Source organism: Nonomuraea sp. B1E8, assembly GCF_039871515.1.
GTDB lineage: Bacteria > Actinomycetota > Actinomycetes > Streptosporangiales > Streptosporangiaceae > Nonomuraea.
Map to the genome: position 1 here is coordinate 1 of NZ_JBDPLS010000032.1, position 14,368 is coordinate 14,368.

8 protein-coding genes are annotated in these 14,368 nt (G+C 64.0%); 7 read left to right on the forward strand and 1 reads right to left on the reverse strand.

Features of this window, described 5'->3' with window-relative positions; genetic code table 11:
- Together ABGA98_RS45300 and ABGA98_RS45305 are read left to right on the forward strand one after the other, a co-directional pair.
- On the forward strand, positions 1–454 hold a 454-nt coding region (locus tag ABGA98_RS45300; RefSeq protein ID WP_347624683.1), incomplete at its 5' end, for a hypothetical protein.
- A 105-nt stretch (positions 455–559) separates the two neighbouring features.
- Positions 560–1,144, forward strand: a complete 585-nt coding sequence (locus tag ABGA98_RS45305) for a hypothetical protein (protein ID WP_347624684.1) — start codon at positions 560–562, stop codon at positions 1,142–1,144.
- Positions 1,145–1,363: 219 nt separating this feature from the next.
- Here ABGA98_RS45305 and ABGA98_RS45310 read toward each other — a convergent pair whose 3' ends face one another.
- Positions 1,364–2,689: an ISL3 family transposase gene (locus tag ABGA98_RS45310; protein ID WP_347624685.1), complete on the reverse strand. Its 1,326-nt coding sequence runs from the start codon at positions 2,687–2,689 to the stop codon at positions 1,364–1,366.
- A gap of 614 nt (positions 2,690–3,303) precedes the next feature.
- Between ABGA98_RS45310 and ABGA98_RS45315 the strand changes: the two genes are divergently transcribed.
- The 5 genes from ABGA98_RS45315 (at position 3,304) to ABGA98_RS45335 (ending at position 14,281) form a co-directional block, all read left to right on the forward strand.
- Complete coding sequence (locus ABGA98_RS45315) at positions 3,304–3,786, forward strand: ERCC4 domain-containing protein (protein WP_347624686.1); 483 nt, start codon at positions 3,304–3,306, stop codon at positions 3,784–3,786.
- A 1,143-nt stretch (positions 3,787–4,929) separates the two neighbouring features.
- The gene (locus tag ABGA98_RS45320; protein ID WP_347624687.1) at positions 4,930–11,154 is read left to right on the forward strand and encodes an RHS repeat-associated core domain-containing protein; all 6,225 of its coding nucleotides are present in this window, start codon (positions 4,930–4,932) and stop codon (positions 11,152–11,154) included.
- Positions 11,155–11,158: 4 nt separating this feature from the next.
- The gene (locus ABGA98_RS45325; RefSeq protein ID WP_347624688.1) at positions 11,159–11,749 is read left to right on the forward strand and encodes a hypothetical protein; all 591 of its coding nucleotides are present in this window, start codon (positions 11,159–11,161) and stop codon (positions 11,747–11,749) included.
- 483 nt (positions 11,750–12,232) lie between these two features.
- Positions 12,233–13,699 carry an IS66 family transposase gene (locus ABGA98_RS45330; protein ID WP_347624689.1) on the forward strand — a complete coding sequence of 489 codons (1,467 nt, stop codon included), beginning with the start codon at positions 12,233–12,235 and terminating at the stop codon, positions 13,697–13,699.
- Positions 13,700–13,753: 54 nt separating this feature from the next.
- On the forward strand, positions 13,754–14,281 hold the full coding sequence (locus tag ABGA98_RS45335) for a hypothetical protein (RefSeq protein WP_347624690.1): 528 nt from the start codon (positions 13,754–13,756) through the stop codon (positions 14,279–14,281).
- The last annotated feature ends 87 nt before the right edge of the window (positions 14,282–14,368 follow it).

Below are 14,368 nucleotides of genomic sequence, written 5' to 3' on the forward strand. Positions count from 1 at the left end.
GAAGTCGATCTGTCGCAAGACCAACTTCTACCAGGGGCTTTACGCTTCTCGATCATCGGGGGCGCCGGCGTCGGGGCGGCCCGAGGATCACACTCTGTCGCGGGGGCTTACGCGGAAGGGCTCAGTGAGTCTGCAAAAAGCTCTGAGTGAAGCCGGCCGTCGCGTGCTGGGGCTCGGATGGACGGACATCGATGGTCCGACCGAGCTGTTCTACTTGGAGAACGGACAGTTGATCGATAACATCACTCCGTATCACCCCGATCCCGCGAGCCTCGGCTACGTCCTGAGCCCGTATCTACGAGACGTGCCCTTCTCGGAGACGGCGGACAGCGAGGTGACGCTCAACTCCTTCTTGAAGGTAGTCGAGAAGGTAACTGAGGGCGCCATCAGCAGCGAGTGGTTCGATACGGTCCACAATCTCTACCGCATACCTCGAGAATATTGGTCCCGTTGAAGGTTCCGGCCGGGGGTCCATATCGGTGATATCGCCTGCGTGGCGGGGGGAGAGAACGTTCTCCCCCGCCATGTGTTCGTCCTCGATAAGTGAGGGAAATCGGAAATGAACTTCCAGGCAACGGCGCAGCGTTATGCGGAGATTCTCCTCGGAGACGGCAGTTGGCTCACCGAGGAGCTTGCATGGACAGTTCTACGGGCGCGAGTCGGGCCACTGACGCTGAGTGACGTCGCTCAGAGGTTGGCCGGGAACAGCCGTGCTGTCATTGTCGAGCGCGGTTTCGAGGAGGCCTACGCGGCCAACGCTGTGGTGCTCGACGAGACGGATGGGGCGGTGATGGTCGTCGATCTCCACAGGACGAGCAACCTGCCCGACCCGGACTTCATCGCCCGGCTCAGTCGCGACGTTGATGTCTGGCACGTCTCCTGGCATACGGCGCTGAGCAGGCGGATGATCCATGCCCTGGATGGGCGCATTCTCGCGGCCGTCCCCCACCTTGACCCAGCCGAAGCTGTCGGCGAGGATCTCGACTCAGTCCAAGCCGAACTGGCTGCTCTCTCCGCGGCCCAACATGACGCCTGGCCCGCCGTTGAGGCAACCGCCCTGGCCATCGTAGAAGAACGCACAGGTGCACGCCTGCGCCTCGATTGGTTCGACCACGCTCATACATCGGTAGTCCTTGATCAATGACGTCGGATCATCGGTCTTCTTGTTTGTCCGTGGCTCATATGCTCGCGAAGTACAGGTCATCGCGCTAGCACAGCAACGATCAGTCGAGGGTGCTAGTTTAGTCACGCGCGGAAGTCCGACAAGCGGATCCTGCAACGGGACCGAGCTGCGAAATTTGGGCTATGTTCGTGACGTACGCGTGGCCTCTATGCCTTGCTGTCGTATGGCGGCTCTTCGAAGTTAAGCGGGGTTGAGGTGTCCTCGTCCGCGTCGGGTGGTGGCGCAGCGTGTGCGTAGCCGTTGATTCTCGGTGTTGCGGAAGCCGTAGGCATCGCGGGCGGTGGTCTTGATGACGCGATTGGTGCCCTCGGAACCGGCGTTGGTGATGCCGGTCTGGATGAAGGCCAGGATCTCGGGCCACCAGGTCTCGACGGTGGTGGCCAGGCGTTCGAGTTCGGGCAGGCCAGAGGCGGCGCAGCGGTCGTAGAAGCGGAACAGCCGATCGCCGATCACGGTGCGGTCGGGATGGGTGCGGGCCAGGGCGAGCAGGTCCAGCAGGTCTTCCTTGGCGTTCCAGGCGGTCAGGATCGGCCGGCCTAGCCGGGCGGGCAGCGCGTGCAGGTCATCGACCATCGGATCGAGCTGGTTGCCGTGCATCCGGGCCGCGCAGCGGGTCAGCCGGTTGCGTAGCTCCCACTCGCGGTTGCCCTTGCGGCCGCGCCGGCCGCGCACCTGGACGGTGAGGCGACGGCGGACCTCGGTGAGTGCGGTGTTGGCCAGTTGCACGACGTGGAAGTGGTCGACCACCAGCGTGGCCTTCGGCAACACGGCACGTACGGCGGCCTTGAAGATGGTGCACATATCGATCGCGACGAAGGCCACTCGCGCCCGCCAGGAGGCCTCCCGCTGGCCGAACCAGCTGGTCACCGCGGCGATGGTGCGGCCCTCGACCTGGCCGAGCAGCCCCTGATCACCGGACAGGTCCACGAAACCGGTATGCCAGCGATCCACCACCGTCGCCCAGGTCCCGGTGCTCTCCTCCAGCACCCAGCGAGGACGGCCACGGCGCACCTCGTCGATGCCGAGCACGGTGACCGGCTCCGGCTGGGCGGGCAGCACCCTGCGGGCGTGCTCGATGAACGCCGCCGACACGATCGGCCAGGACACCCCGTGATCGCGCGCCGATTGAATCACCGTTCGCCCGCCGTCCCCGACGACGGCACCGGCGGCCTGGCGTAATCGCACCGTCAGCCGGGATCGCGCGGGGATCTGCGGCACCTGCTCGGTGAAGGTCCGACGCGGGCAGGATGCCTGGTCACAGCACCAGCGCCGCTTCCGCCACCGCAACGCACACCGCCGCCCGCCGACCGGAAGATCCCGCGGGCGGGTGGTCACCCATTCCTTCATCCGGACCGCGGCAACTCCAACCTGCGGGCAGCATCTGGCCCGTTCATCTGCGGTGGCCAGATGCACCACCGGTCCATCCTGCTGCCCATCACCTGCGGCGACGACCTTCGTGACGGTCACCCCGTCCAGGCCGAGCAGCAGCGTCGTATCGTTGACCATGCTCGTGGCTTCTCTGCTGTGATCTTCTTGCCTCGACAACAAGAAGGATCATCGAGAGCCACGAGCCCTCTCAAGCCTTCTGGAGCCGGCGGATCCTCACACCCCGATCAAGTTCGAAGACCCCGTATGGCCGGAATGAGCGTGCGTGACGGCTGCTGCCGTCGCTCCCGCGACCTCCAGTCGGTTGTTGCGCCATCAACTTCTGGCCCCGTCTGCGCTGAAGCCGGGTTCGCGCGTTGTCCTCGGTGGTCGCGTCTGCTCGCGTCCTGCCGCGCGTACGATCGTGGGGGAGACTGGCAGGATGCGTGAGCTGGTGATCGTCCGGAATCCGGATCAGCAGTCCCGTCTGCCTTTCTGATTCGGTTGCCGCTTGGGGAGGGGCTGTTCCTGCGGTCGGGTGGTACTTGGCCGCGGGAGAAGGCGATCTACTGTTATCCGGTCGGGCCGGAGGAGTGGCCGGTCGATCCTGAGGTGGTTGAGCGGGTGGCGGTCCGGTCGTGTGTGCGGCGGGGTGCGGCGATCGATCTGGTGCTAGATCGGGCGCGGGAGAACCGGTCGCAGATCGTTTCACCAAGGCGCGTGGCCGGGATGCGGTGTTCTGGCGGACGGCGCGGGTGCGCAAGCAGGCGCGTCCGCAGGTGACCACTCCCACCGCTCGCGCTTGTGAGGTCGCTGCTCTGCCGGTCGTCGTGGACAGTGGGGAGCGGTACGCCTACAAGTTCCCTCGCCAGCAGGTGGAGCTGGTCAGGCGGCGGTTGCCGTGCGGTGCTTATGGTGTCGAGGTCGCCGGGAGGTTGCATGCGGCGGTGGAGCGTAAGAGCTTGGCCGACTTGGTGGGTTCTCTGCTGAATAGTCGGTTGAAGTATCAGCTGACGGAGTTGGCTGCTCTTGCGCATGCTGCGGTGGTGGTGGAGGAGCGTTACAGCCAGGTGTTCAAGCTGCAACACGCGCGCCCGGCGGTGGTCGCCGATGGGATTGCGGAGTTGCAGGTGGCCTTTCCCGGGGTGCCGATCGTGTTCTGCGAGAGTCGGCAGTTGGCCGAGGAGTGGACCTACCGGTTCCTGGCCGCCGCCTACGCGGCCGCGCCACTCGGCTGAGGCGGCGCCAATCGTGTCGACGATCGGCGGGGCCGCGACGATGCCGGAACCCAGCACGGCCGAGGTCCGTGCCTGGGCTCGCGAGAACGGTCTGGAGGTGCCGGCTAAGGGGCGGCTTCGTCCGCAGGTTTGGGAAGCGTACCGGCGCGCTCACACGTGATTCGCCCGGAAGGTCCGGCGCTGGGGAGGGGGCGAGCGGCATCGACATGCCGGGCGATGTCATTTTGACCGGCGACGGGTGAGGACGGGCTTCGCAGGGAGGGATGACGCTCCGCTTTAGGCATGTATTCGGCATGATCAACGGCTATGTGCGTCGCCTGTCGAGCCGTCGTAGCGGGTTACGAGAGGCCTGGTCGCCTGGAATCGGGGTCTGACCTGGGGATATGCCTTCAAGATCATCCCGACTATGTCCCCTGATCATGGTCCTACGGCTGCGTTCGGGCGCTCTCGGCTGCCTATCAAGGTCCACAAAGCAAAAGACCTGCGGCTGGAAAGCCGCAGGTCAGGGGCTGAAATGCCTGGTCGAGATGAGTGCCCCCGGCAGGATTCGAACCTGCGGCACCCGCTTTAGGAGAGCTCCAGCAACTGCAGGTCCAGATTGTCTACAGATGTGGGGATATGTGGGCGCGCTCGACGTTCATCGGGATGTTTGGAGTGGGTCTCCTGCGGGTCGCGGCACGGTGGGTGTTCAAGCAGGTCGGCGCAATATTGGTTGCAGGAAAACACAAGACGCTCCCGCTCTTCATGTGCGGTTCTCATGACCTGGTTGGATGACTTGATGCCGCGTCGCGGACGGCGAGATTTCGGTGTAGGCAGCCCCGTCCTACGCTGCTGGATTTCCCTAGGTACTACGGCTGACTGGATACGTCAATGTGATCGATGTCACACACGACCCGTGGCCTAGTAGGGACCGTTTCTACAGATCGGCTGACATGCGGTATCCATCGCTGTGAATTGCGCAAGTGGCATTCCGTAACGTTCAGGGCGAATATCTGGACATTGACCGTGCCGTGATCGTCTATCAGGATCCGAACTGATCGTCTTTATCAACTCCTTATGACGTGACGCGGCCTCTTCCCCGAGGCCCGCGTCAGCGTGCCCTGAAGAGGTGACGACATGCGAGTCCGGCGTCGGTTACGGACGATGGTGCTGGTCATCGCGACTGCGATGGCAGTGGTGATCTCCGGCTTGGGGATTCCTGACAACCTCGTTGTTCCGGCGGCGGCGTCGGTATCAGGTCCAGATCCTGAGACGTCGGTGGACGGCCGGCCGGTGACGAAGGCCAAGGTGGCTAAGGGGGCGGAGGAGTCCCAGCCGAAGGTCGAGCGTAAGGAGCCGGTCTGGCCGAGCCCGGGAGCCGCCGAGGTGGATCCTGGCGAGAAGGCGATCAGGGCGGGCCAACTGCCGGTCCGGCTCTCCGAGATAAAAGGCACCGATGCCGGCACGGTGAAGGTGGAGACGCTGCCCGCCGATACCGTACGCAAGCTCGGCGGAGTGGGCGTCGCGGCCCGGCTGACGGCCGATAAGGCTGGCAAGGTACGGGCGGAGTTCTCGTACGCGAGCTTTCGCGACGCCTATGGCGGTAACTTCGCGACCCGTCTGCAGCTTCTGCGAGTGCCGGCCTGTGCGCTGACGACCCCGCGGCCGCGTGACTGCGTGGTCCGCCCGCAGCAGGTCAAGGCGCACAACGACGTCAGGACCGGCACGCTGACCGCCGACGTCGATGTCGACCCCGCCGCCGGCAAGGCGGCCCCGCTAACGCTGCCCAAGAGCCAGACGGGCAAGGACGCCACGCCGAACGCGGCGCAGGCGTTCACGTCGGGGTCGATGTACATGCTTGCGGCCGGCATGACCGGCCCGGACGGGAACTTCGGCGCCACCGACCTCAAACCGTCGGGCACCTGGCAAGCGGGCACGTCGGGTGGCGGTTTCTCTTATGACTACCCGCTGCCGGAGGCGCCATCACCGGTGGGCACCGGGCCGAACCTGTCGCTGCAGTACGACGCCTCGTCGGTGGACGGTCAGGGCAACTGGACCAACAACCAGTCCGGCGTGACCGGGATCGGCTGGAACCTGTCGAGTGGGTTCATCGAGCGTAAGTACCGCCGTTGTACGGCGTGGAACGAGTTCGACCCCAACACGGCCGATCTGATCTGGTATGCCAACGAGGACGGACCGTTCAGCTCGGCGGTGTGCTGGGAGTCGCCGGACGAGGCCGACAGCAGCATCCCGGCCGCCAGCAAGGACTACACCCAGTCGGAGCTGGTGCTGAACCTGGCCGGCCGCTCAGCCTCGATCGTCAAGGACCGCACCAGCGGGCTGTGGAAGACGGTACCCGACCTGGGCTGGAAGGTTGAGCAACTGACCGGCGGCGCCGACGGCTTGGAGTACTGGAAAGTTACCTCCAACGACGGGCAGGTACACCGCTTCGGCTACACCAAGGACGCCCAGTGGCAGTTGCAGTACATCGGCAACCAGCGTGCCGAGCCATGCGCGGACCGGTACTTCAACGACATGATCCCGCCGACCTGCGCCGGGGTGTGGCGGTGGAACTTGGACCAGTCGATCGACGCCAACGAGAACGTCATCGACTACACCTACCAGCGCGAGATCAACTACTTCTGCATGCCCGGCTGCGACTACGAGACTTATCGGGTGCTGCCCTACGATCGGGGCGGCTTCCTCAAGCAGGTCAGCTACGGCCACAACACCCAGGTGACCGGCAGCACGCCGACCTCGCGGATGACGTTCACCACCTCCGACCGCGGCGGCCTGGACGTGCCGACCGACCTGACCTGCACCACCACCTGCACGACCAACGACGCGATCGCGTTCTACTCCACCCGCAAACTCGACTCGGTCCTCACCGAATCCAAGAACCCCACCTCCGGGGCCTGGGAGCCGGACACCCGCACCGACTTCCGCTACCGGTGGATCTACACCCGCACCGACTTTGGCCCCGCCTACGACCCAGTGCTGTGGTTGGACAGCGTGCAGCAGACCGGCTTGGCCGGCGATAGCCCTGTCATGCTGCCGCCGGTTGCCTTCGACGCGGCCATGGTGGCCGGGCGGATGGACTACGACAACTGGTCAGACTGGGCCGATTTCCTGTCCTGGCGCATGGTTCCCCGCGTGGCCGGGATCGGCAACGGGATGGGCGGCCGGATCGAGGTCACCTACGGCCAGGCCGACCCGTGCGGCGGCGGCAAGGGCCGCGACGGCACCAACTACTTATCCGACGCCACCGGCGACTGCTACCGCGTCGACTACGACGCCGACCCGGAAATCGGCTACGAAAGCTGGGCCCGCTTCTACAAGCAACTCGCCATGAAGGTCGTCGAACGCGACCTGGTCGCAGGCTCTCCCGACATGGTCACCAGCTACGACTACCTCGGCGCCCCGCGCTGGACCAACCCCGTGGCCTACGCCCAGCCCGACCTGGCACCCGGCGGCAGCGACTGGCGCGGCTACCAGGCGGTGCGCACCACCCGCGGCTCCGGTGCCGATGCGAACGATTACAGCGTCACCTCCGAGACCTTCTATCGGGGCATCGACGGCGCCGCCATCACCACCTTCGAAGGCGTCACCATGACTGACGCCCGCGCCTTGCAAGGTCAGCTGTTGCAGACACAGACCTGGAAGCTGACGAGCACAAACCCGCCTTCTTACTCCGAGCTCGAGTCCGTCCGCTACGAGTACGAGGTCAGGTCTACCGGCAGCGGTCCTGGCGTGCTCGATCCAGCCTTCGTTTTGCAAACTCGTGAACGGTCGCGCGAGCAGGTCACGGGCGGTGGTTGGCGGTACACGGACAAGAGGATCGAATACAACGCCGACGGTTTGCCGGTGAAGGTAAACGACCGGGGTCAGGACAGTGTCTCGACAGACAACTCCTGTACTGCGACGACGTATGCCCGCAACGTCGAGGGAGGCCAGTACTTCACGAAACTCCCGTCGACAGTCGAGCGTCGAGCAGGTGACGACTGTGCGACCGGCGCTCTCTACGGCAAGTCAGTCTTTCTCTACGACGGCGGATCGAACCCAGCGGCCAACGCGCCCAGCGACGGGAACGTCACAGAGACCCGTCTTCACTTCAGCGCCACGGGTACCTCCGTTTCCAAGGCAACTTTCGACGAGTACGGGCGCACACTCTCGACCACAGACGCACTGAACAAGATCACCACCACGTCCTATGACCCGCCTGTCGGGTGGCCGCTCAACGGGGTCACGACGACGAACCCCCTGGGGCAAAAGACAACGACGAAGTACGGGCACCGCACCGGCATGGTGACTTCGGTCCTCGACGCCAACAGAAGATTGACCGAGATCGACTACGACAGTCTCGGCCGGTCGGTCAGGTTGTGGGCCACAGGAGAGCCGAGAAGCGGTGGGACACCCACCGCCACTGTTGCCTACGTGATCCCCGTCGCAGGTACCGGTAGCCAGCCGAACGGTCCTATCAAGACCGTCATGCGGCAGTTGCTATCCGGTGCCGGAAGTTCGGCGAAGTACACCGAGTCGCACACGTACGAGGACGGATTCGGCCGGGTCCGTGAGGTGCAGACACCGTCACCCACAGGGGGCCGCACGGTAGCGGTCACGGCCTATGACCCTCGGGGCCTGGCCTACGTCAAGGCGCTGCCGGTCTACAACGGAGCCTCCCCCGGCAGCGGGTTGCTCAACCCGGTATTCGAAAGCCTGCCGCAGTGGACGAAGACGCTCTACGACGCGCTCAAGCGCCCGATCGCCAACATCGACATGAACCTCGCGGTCGAGTTCCGGCGGACCCGAACCAGTTATCCAGGGATGGATCGCGCCGAGGTACAGCCATCGGTGGGCGGAAAAGTGGCGACCGTCCTCGACATCGCAGGACGTACGGTCAAGAAGGAAGAGTGGAGCGACGCCTCAACGCACCACGACACGACGTACACGTACAACCTGGCTGGAAAACTGACCCGGCTCACTGACGCCAACGGTAACATTCGCACTTTCTCCTATGACTGGCTCGATCGTCGAACCGCAACAACCGCCCCAGACAGCGGTAGCACCTCCACCGGGTACGATGCCGCCGGACGGATCCTGTGGAATGTGGACGGGAACAACCAGAAGACCTCCTACACCTACGACGACCTGGGCCGTAGGAGGACTCAGTGGGCTGGAGAAGTCAACACAGGCGTCAAACTGGCCGAATGGGTGTACGACACACTCGAGGAGGGCCAGCTCTCCTCCAGCACCCGCTACGTCGGCGGCCAAGCCTATGTCAAGGCTGTCACCGGATACGACAGTTCTTATCGCCCTACCGGCACCAAGGTGACCATTCCCGCCGTTGAGACAGGGATCGCGGGGGAATATGCCTTCGCTGCCACCTATGACAAAGCTGGAAACCCGCTCACGCGCACTTTGCCGGCGGTAGGGGGGCTTCAGGAGGAGACGCTCGCCTATGGCTACTCGGACCTGGGGCTGCCCACGGGACTTTCATCGGACCTGAACGGCGGCACAGTCTATGTCAAGAACACCTCTTACAGCTCCACCGGCCGCATCGCCGAACGCTCGTATGGATCCGACGGTGAGGTGAAACGGACCTTCGCTTGGGATCCCGAGACCGGCTGGCTGAGCAAGCTGACCACTTTCACGAAAGCGAACACATCGAGCCCCATTACTGCCCAGGATGACATTTTCAGCTATAACAAGGCCGGTGAAATCACGCGCGTCCTTGACGCCACGTCGGCGGCCGGAAGCAGCCCAGGGCAATCGGAGTGCTTCGGCTACGACGGTCTGAGCCGGCTCACGTCGGCCTTCACCACCACAAGGGCTGACTGTGCCGCAGGCTCTGATGGACAAGGCATCGACCCCTACCGCCATGCCTATGCGTACGACGCTGTGGGCAACATCACGTCCCTGGTCGATGGAACGGAAACTGCTACCTACCAGTACCCGGCGCCCGGATCTTCGGCGATACGTCCTAACGCGGTCACCTCCATCACGCGGCCATCCAGAACTGACACGTATTCGTATGACAACGCTGGCCAACTAATCAGCCGCACCGTCAATGGCAAGCAGACAACATTTACCTGGAGCCCGACGGGGCAGTTGGAAAAGGCCACTGTTGACGGCTCTGACACCTCCATGGTCTATGACGCCGACGGCGAGCGGCTGATACGGCGTGAACAAGGCGGCGCCACTCTTTATCTGGATGGAATGGAGGTGCGCACCTCCGGCGTTACAAAGGCGACGCGCTACTACGTCTCAGCCGACGGCGCAGTCATCGCCATCCGCACCACCGACGGGTTCCACTGGGCGGCCTCAGGCTTGCACGGCTCAATGCAGTTGGCCATTGACGGCACCACCGGCCAGGCCGCCCGGGAACGCTATCTGCCCTACGGCCAGCGCCGTGGCGCAGATGATCTGCCCTTCACCGATCGTGGCTTCTTAGGCAAGACGGAGGACTCCGCCACCGGGCTGAGCTATCTATCCGCGCGCTACTACGACCCTTCTACAGCGAAGTTCTTGTCTCCCGACCCCAAGTTCGACACCGAAAATCCGGAACTGACGAGCCCTTACGGCTATGCGGCCGACAACCCCGTCGGCCTATCCGACCCGGACGGTCTCGATGTTGATGCGGGAGGCGGTAGCGGCAGTTATGTGTCTGCTATCGAGATCATCATCGGAGCGCTCCCGAACGAAGCGGTAAGGTCCAAATTCATAGAACGTTGGCGCGCCCGCGCCCCAGACCACTTCAAGAAATACTCCGATGCATTGAAGGATGATCGCCTCAGGACACAACAGGAATTCTTTCTGGCCATGTCCATCTGCGAGGAAATAGGCTTCACATCCTGCGGAAAGAAGGCCACCGACTTCTTCTTCAATGGAATCTGGGCGCGCCACGATCTTGATGAGCTCATGGGTAGCGATAGGGGCAAGGTTGGTGGTAAGGCCAGCATGTTCAGTAGATTCCGCATAACTCCTGGAAAGGGGTTCAGGGTAGACGTGCCGAGCGCGGCCGGCGGAAGGAGCTACATCACCTACGTGATCCGCAACAGTAAGGACCAGATCGTTTACGTAGGCAAGGCCAGCGGCAAGGGAACGCCCCAGCAAGTGCTCAACGCACGCTTCAAAAAGCAGAAGTCCGGGCATGACCATTACCACCCAGAGTTAGGTGACAAGGCGCCGGAGATTATCGACGTATATGCCTCCAGGGATGCCATGTCCGGCGGCGAGCAATTCTACATCGAAGCTTATCGAGAAGAGGGCGCGCGTCTCAGGAACAAGATCGAGGGTATGAGCTGGGACCGCCCGGACCGCCGCAAGAGGTCACTCACGAAGCTGGACGCGTTCTTCCTTGAGAAGATGTTCAGAGGGCAGATAGAGTAGAGCCGTGGAAGTATTTATCAGCTGGCTGGGCGATGCGAGTGCTAGCAAAGCCGATATCGAAGATCTGATCGAGGGTATCCTCGGCGAGCAGGGTGAGGTGACGGGGGGAGGCGAAGGTGACACCGGCGGAAATATCGACCTAGAGATATTCGAGGATGCCGACACCGACCGACTGATGTCTGAAATCGTCCAAGCGATCTCGGACCACCTCCCGATGAACGCCTCTTATGTCCTTGCCGACGACGAGGAGAGGCATTTGCTGCGGGACCAGTTGCCAGGCGCACCCCAGGTGCCCATGCAGCTACAGGCGGCCAGCGAGGGCATATGCGGCGGTCTCAACCGGGCACTGGAGGCCGCCGCCCGAGCGCGAGGAGAGGCCATGCCCTTCAAATGCTTGTATGGCATGGTGGTAGGCACGACAGTGGTCTCCCAGTTGGTGGGACGCCTCCCCGTTCAGACAGTGCGAGAACGACTCGAATCCTGGGTGAACGGCGAGGCCGCTGCCATGATCAAGCAACCGCTTGATCTTGTCGGCGCCACCGCTTGGGAGGCTCACTACAACGGTTCGCCTCTTCTGCGCGTGCCTATTCCGTGAGTATGGGGCCGACGGCGCCTGACTGGGGTCGCTCTGGTGGATGAGACCGGGCCCACATTCTTGGGACGCGGGCCCGGAGCTCGTCGGGCGGGAGGTGTCCGATGGCTGAGTGCAGGCGGGTGGTGCTGTACTGGGCGACCCATTCGGCGACGGTCAGTTCGACGTCGGCCAGGCTGCGCCATGGACCGGGGGGTGAATCGCCCTGAGCTTCCCCCGTTCTCCGGACACTTGACCTGAGGTCATCCTTGAGGTCTAGGTCGGCCAGGTGCATCGGGGCAAGGTCGTCACCGTCATCCTTGAGGAGCCCCAGCTGCGGGTGCTGTTCGCAGGCGGGCTGCTGTCGGTCACCGCGCACCGCCTTCAAGGAGGGGTCTGTCCAGTAACCGGGCTCTGGCCCACTTTCGGTGACTATTCACGTCGCGTCCTCGCGTAGGGCTGTGTATGGCGACGCGGGCATGATCTCGCCCATGGGATGATCTCCAGGTGACTCCGGCCCAGAGCGAGCAACCGTCATACGGCGAACTCGTGGCGTTGGTCGGGGCATTGACCGCGCGATTGGACGCGCTGGAAGCAGAGAACACCCAGCTCAAAGTGGAGATCGCTGAGCTGCGTGAGGAGAATGCGGAGCTGCGGCGGCAGTTGGGGCGTAACTCGCGCAACTCCTCGCAGCCGCCGTCGGCTGATGGGCTGGCCAAGCCGCCACCTCGGTCGATGCGGGGCAGGAGCGGACGCAAGGCGGGCAAGCAGCCCGGAGCGCCGGGAACGGCGTTGACGCAGGTGGCGAACCCGACGCGACGGGTGCCCCATGTCCCGGCCGCGTGTGCGGGGTGCGGAAGCGATCTGGCGGGCGTGGCCCCGGTGGGTGAGGCGGTGATCCGGCAGGTCTTCGACATCCCCGAGGTGAAGGTGGAGGTCACCGCGCATGAGTTGCACGCGGTGGCCTGCGGCGGCTGTGGAACGCTGACCCGCGCTGCGGCCCCGGTGTTCGCCACGGCCCCGGCGGTGTACGGGCCACGGGTGTCCGCTCTGGCCGCGTATCTGTCGGCCCAGCATCACATCCCGGTCGGCCGTATCGCCGAGATCCTCGCCGACGTGGCCGGAATCGAGGTGTCGAGTGGCTGGATCAGCGCCGCTGTCGGCAAGATGGCCGCCGTGCCGGCCCCGGTCAATGCCGCTATCGGCGATGCCATCGCCGGCGCGAACGTCGCGCACTTCGACGAGAGCGTCACCCGTGTGAACGGCAAGAACCACTGGCTGCATGTGGCCGCGACGCCCACGCTGACCGCCTACCACATCGACGAGCACGGGCGCGGCACCGACTCGATCACCGCGTTCGGGATCCTGCCCCGCTTCACCGGTGTGGCCATCCACGACGCCTACCGCTCCTACCAGGCCTTCGACAACTGCACGCACGCCTTGTGCAACGCGCACATCGTGCGCGAGGCCACTGGAATCGGCGAGTATGACGCCGTCGCCCGCGCCGATGGCTGGGCGCAGGCGCTGGCGTGGCTGTTGGGCGACGGTTATCGGTGGGTGGCCGCCTGGCGGGACAAAGGACACGATCGCCTGCCGGCTTTCAAGCTCGATGATCTGTCCCGGCGCTTCGATGACCTGGTGGAACGGGCCCTGGCAGCGCATCCTCCACGCGGGTCGGGAAAGCAGAGCCCGGCGCGGAACCTGGCGCTGCGGCTGCGGGATCGAAAAGACGAGGTGCTGCGGTTCGCCGCAGACTTCACCGTCGCGTTCTCCAATAACGTCGCCGAGCAAGACATCCGCATGATCAAGACGAAGACCAAGGTCAGCGGCGGCTTCCGCACGCTCAAAGGTGCTCAGGCGTTCTTGGCCATCCGCGGTTACATCTCCACCGTCCGCAAGAACGGCCTGCGTGCCGCCCAGTCCCTCTACGACGCGCTGCTCGGCACCCCCTGGACGCCCGCACTCACGAACTGACGTGAATAGTCACGGGTCAGGCTGTTCCCTGGACCTCTGAGAATCCCAGCTGCTGTGCTGGACAAGGTGACCGACGACGACGTGTTCACCTTCCGGGCGACCTGGGTGGCACACACCTACATCGGCGACAACGATGGAGACGCCGTCTACGCGGGCAACGCTGATAGCGCCGGTCTGAAGCCGCAGAACATCAAGTTTTTCGTGAAGCTGACCGACTTCGGCGTCTACAACAGAGGCGATAGGCGTACGGAACTGGACGACGACCTGGACGACGTCCAGATCGAATTTGAACTGGCCACGCAGGGGTGCCAGGTCCAGGAGGGCGATCCCACCCAACTCAAGACGATCGCAGGCTGGCGCTCTACGCCGTATCTCGAGTACACCATCCACACCCCCAAGCCGACGAAGCACGATAGGGAAATCTGCTCAGTCCAGCCAGCTATCACCCAGTACAAAGAGGACAAGGGTAGGCTTCCGCTGTGGGACCAGGAGCTCCTCGGCGACAAGGGCAAGCGGCTCGGCGTAGTGCGCTGGGGGCAGGGCATTGAGTCTTTCCGCGTAACGGATCACGACCTTGTGTGATCACATCTTCGGTTAGGTGTGGCGTCCGTGTTCGAGACGGAGGAGGACGAGGGCCGCCCGGGTGATCGCGCCGATTCGCCAGGGGTC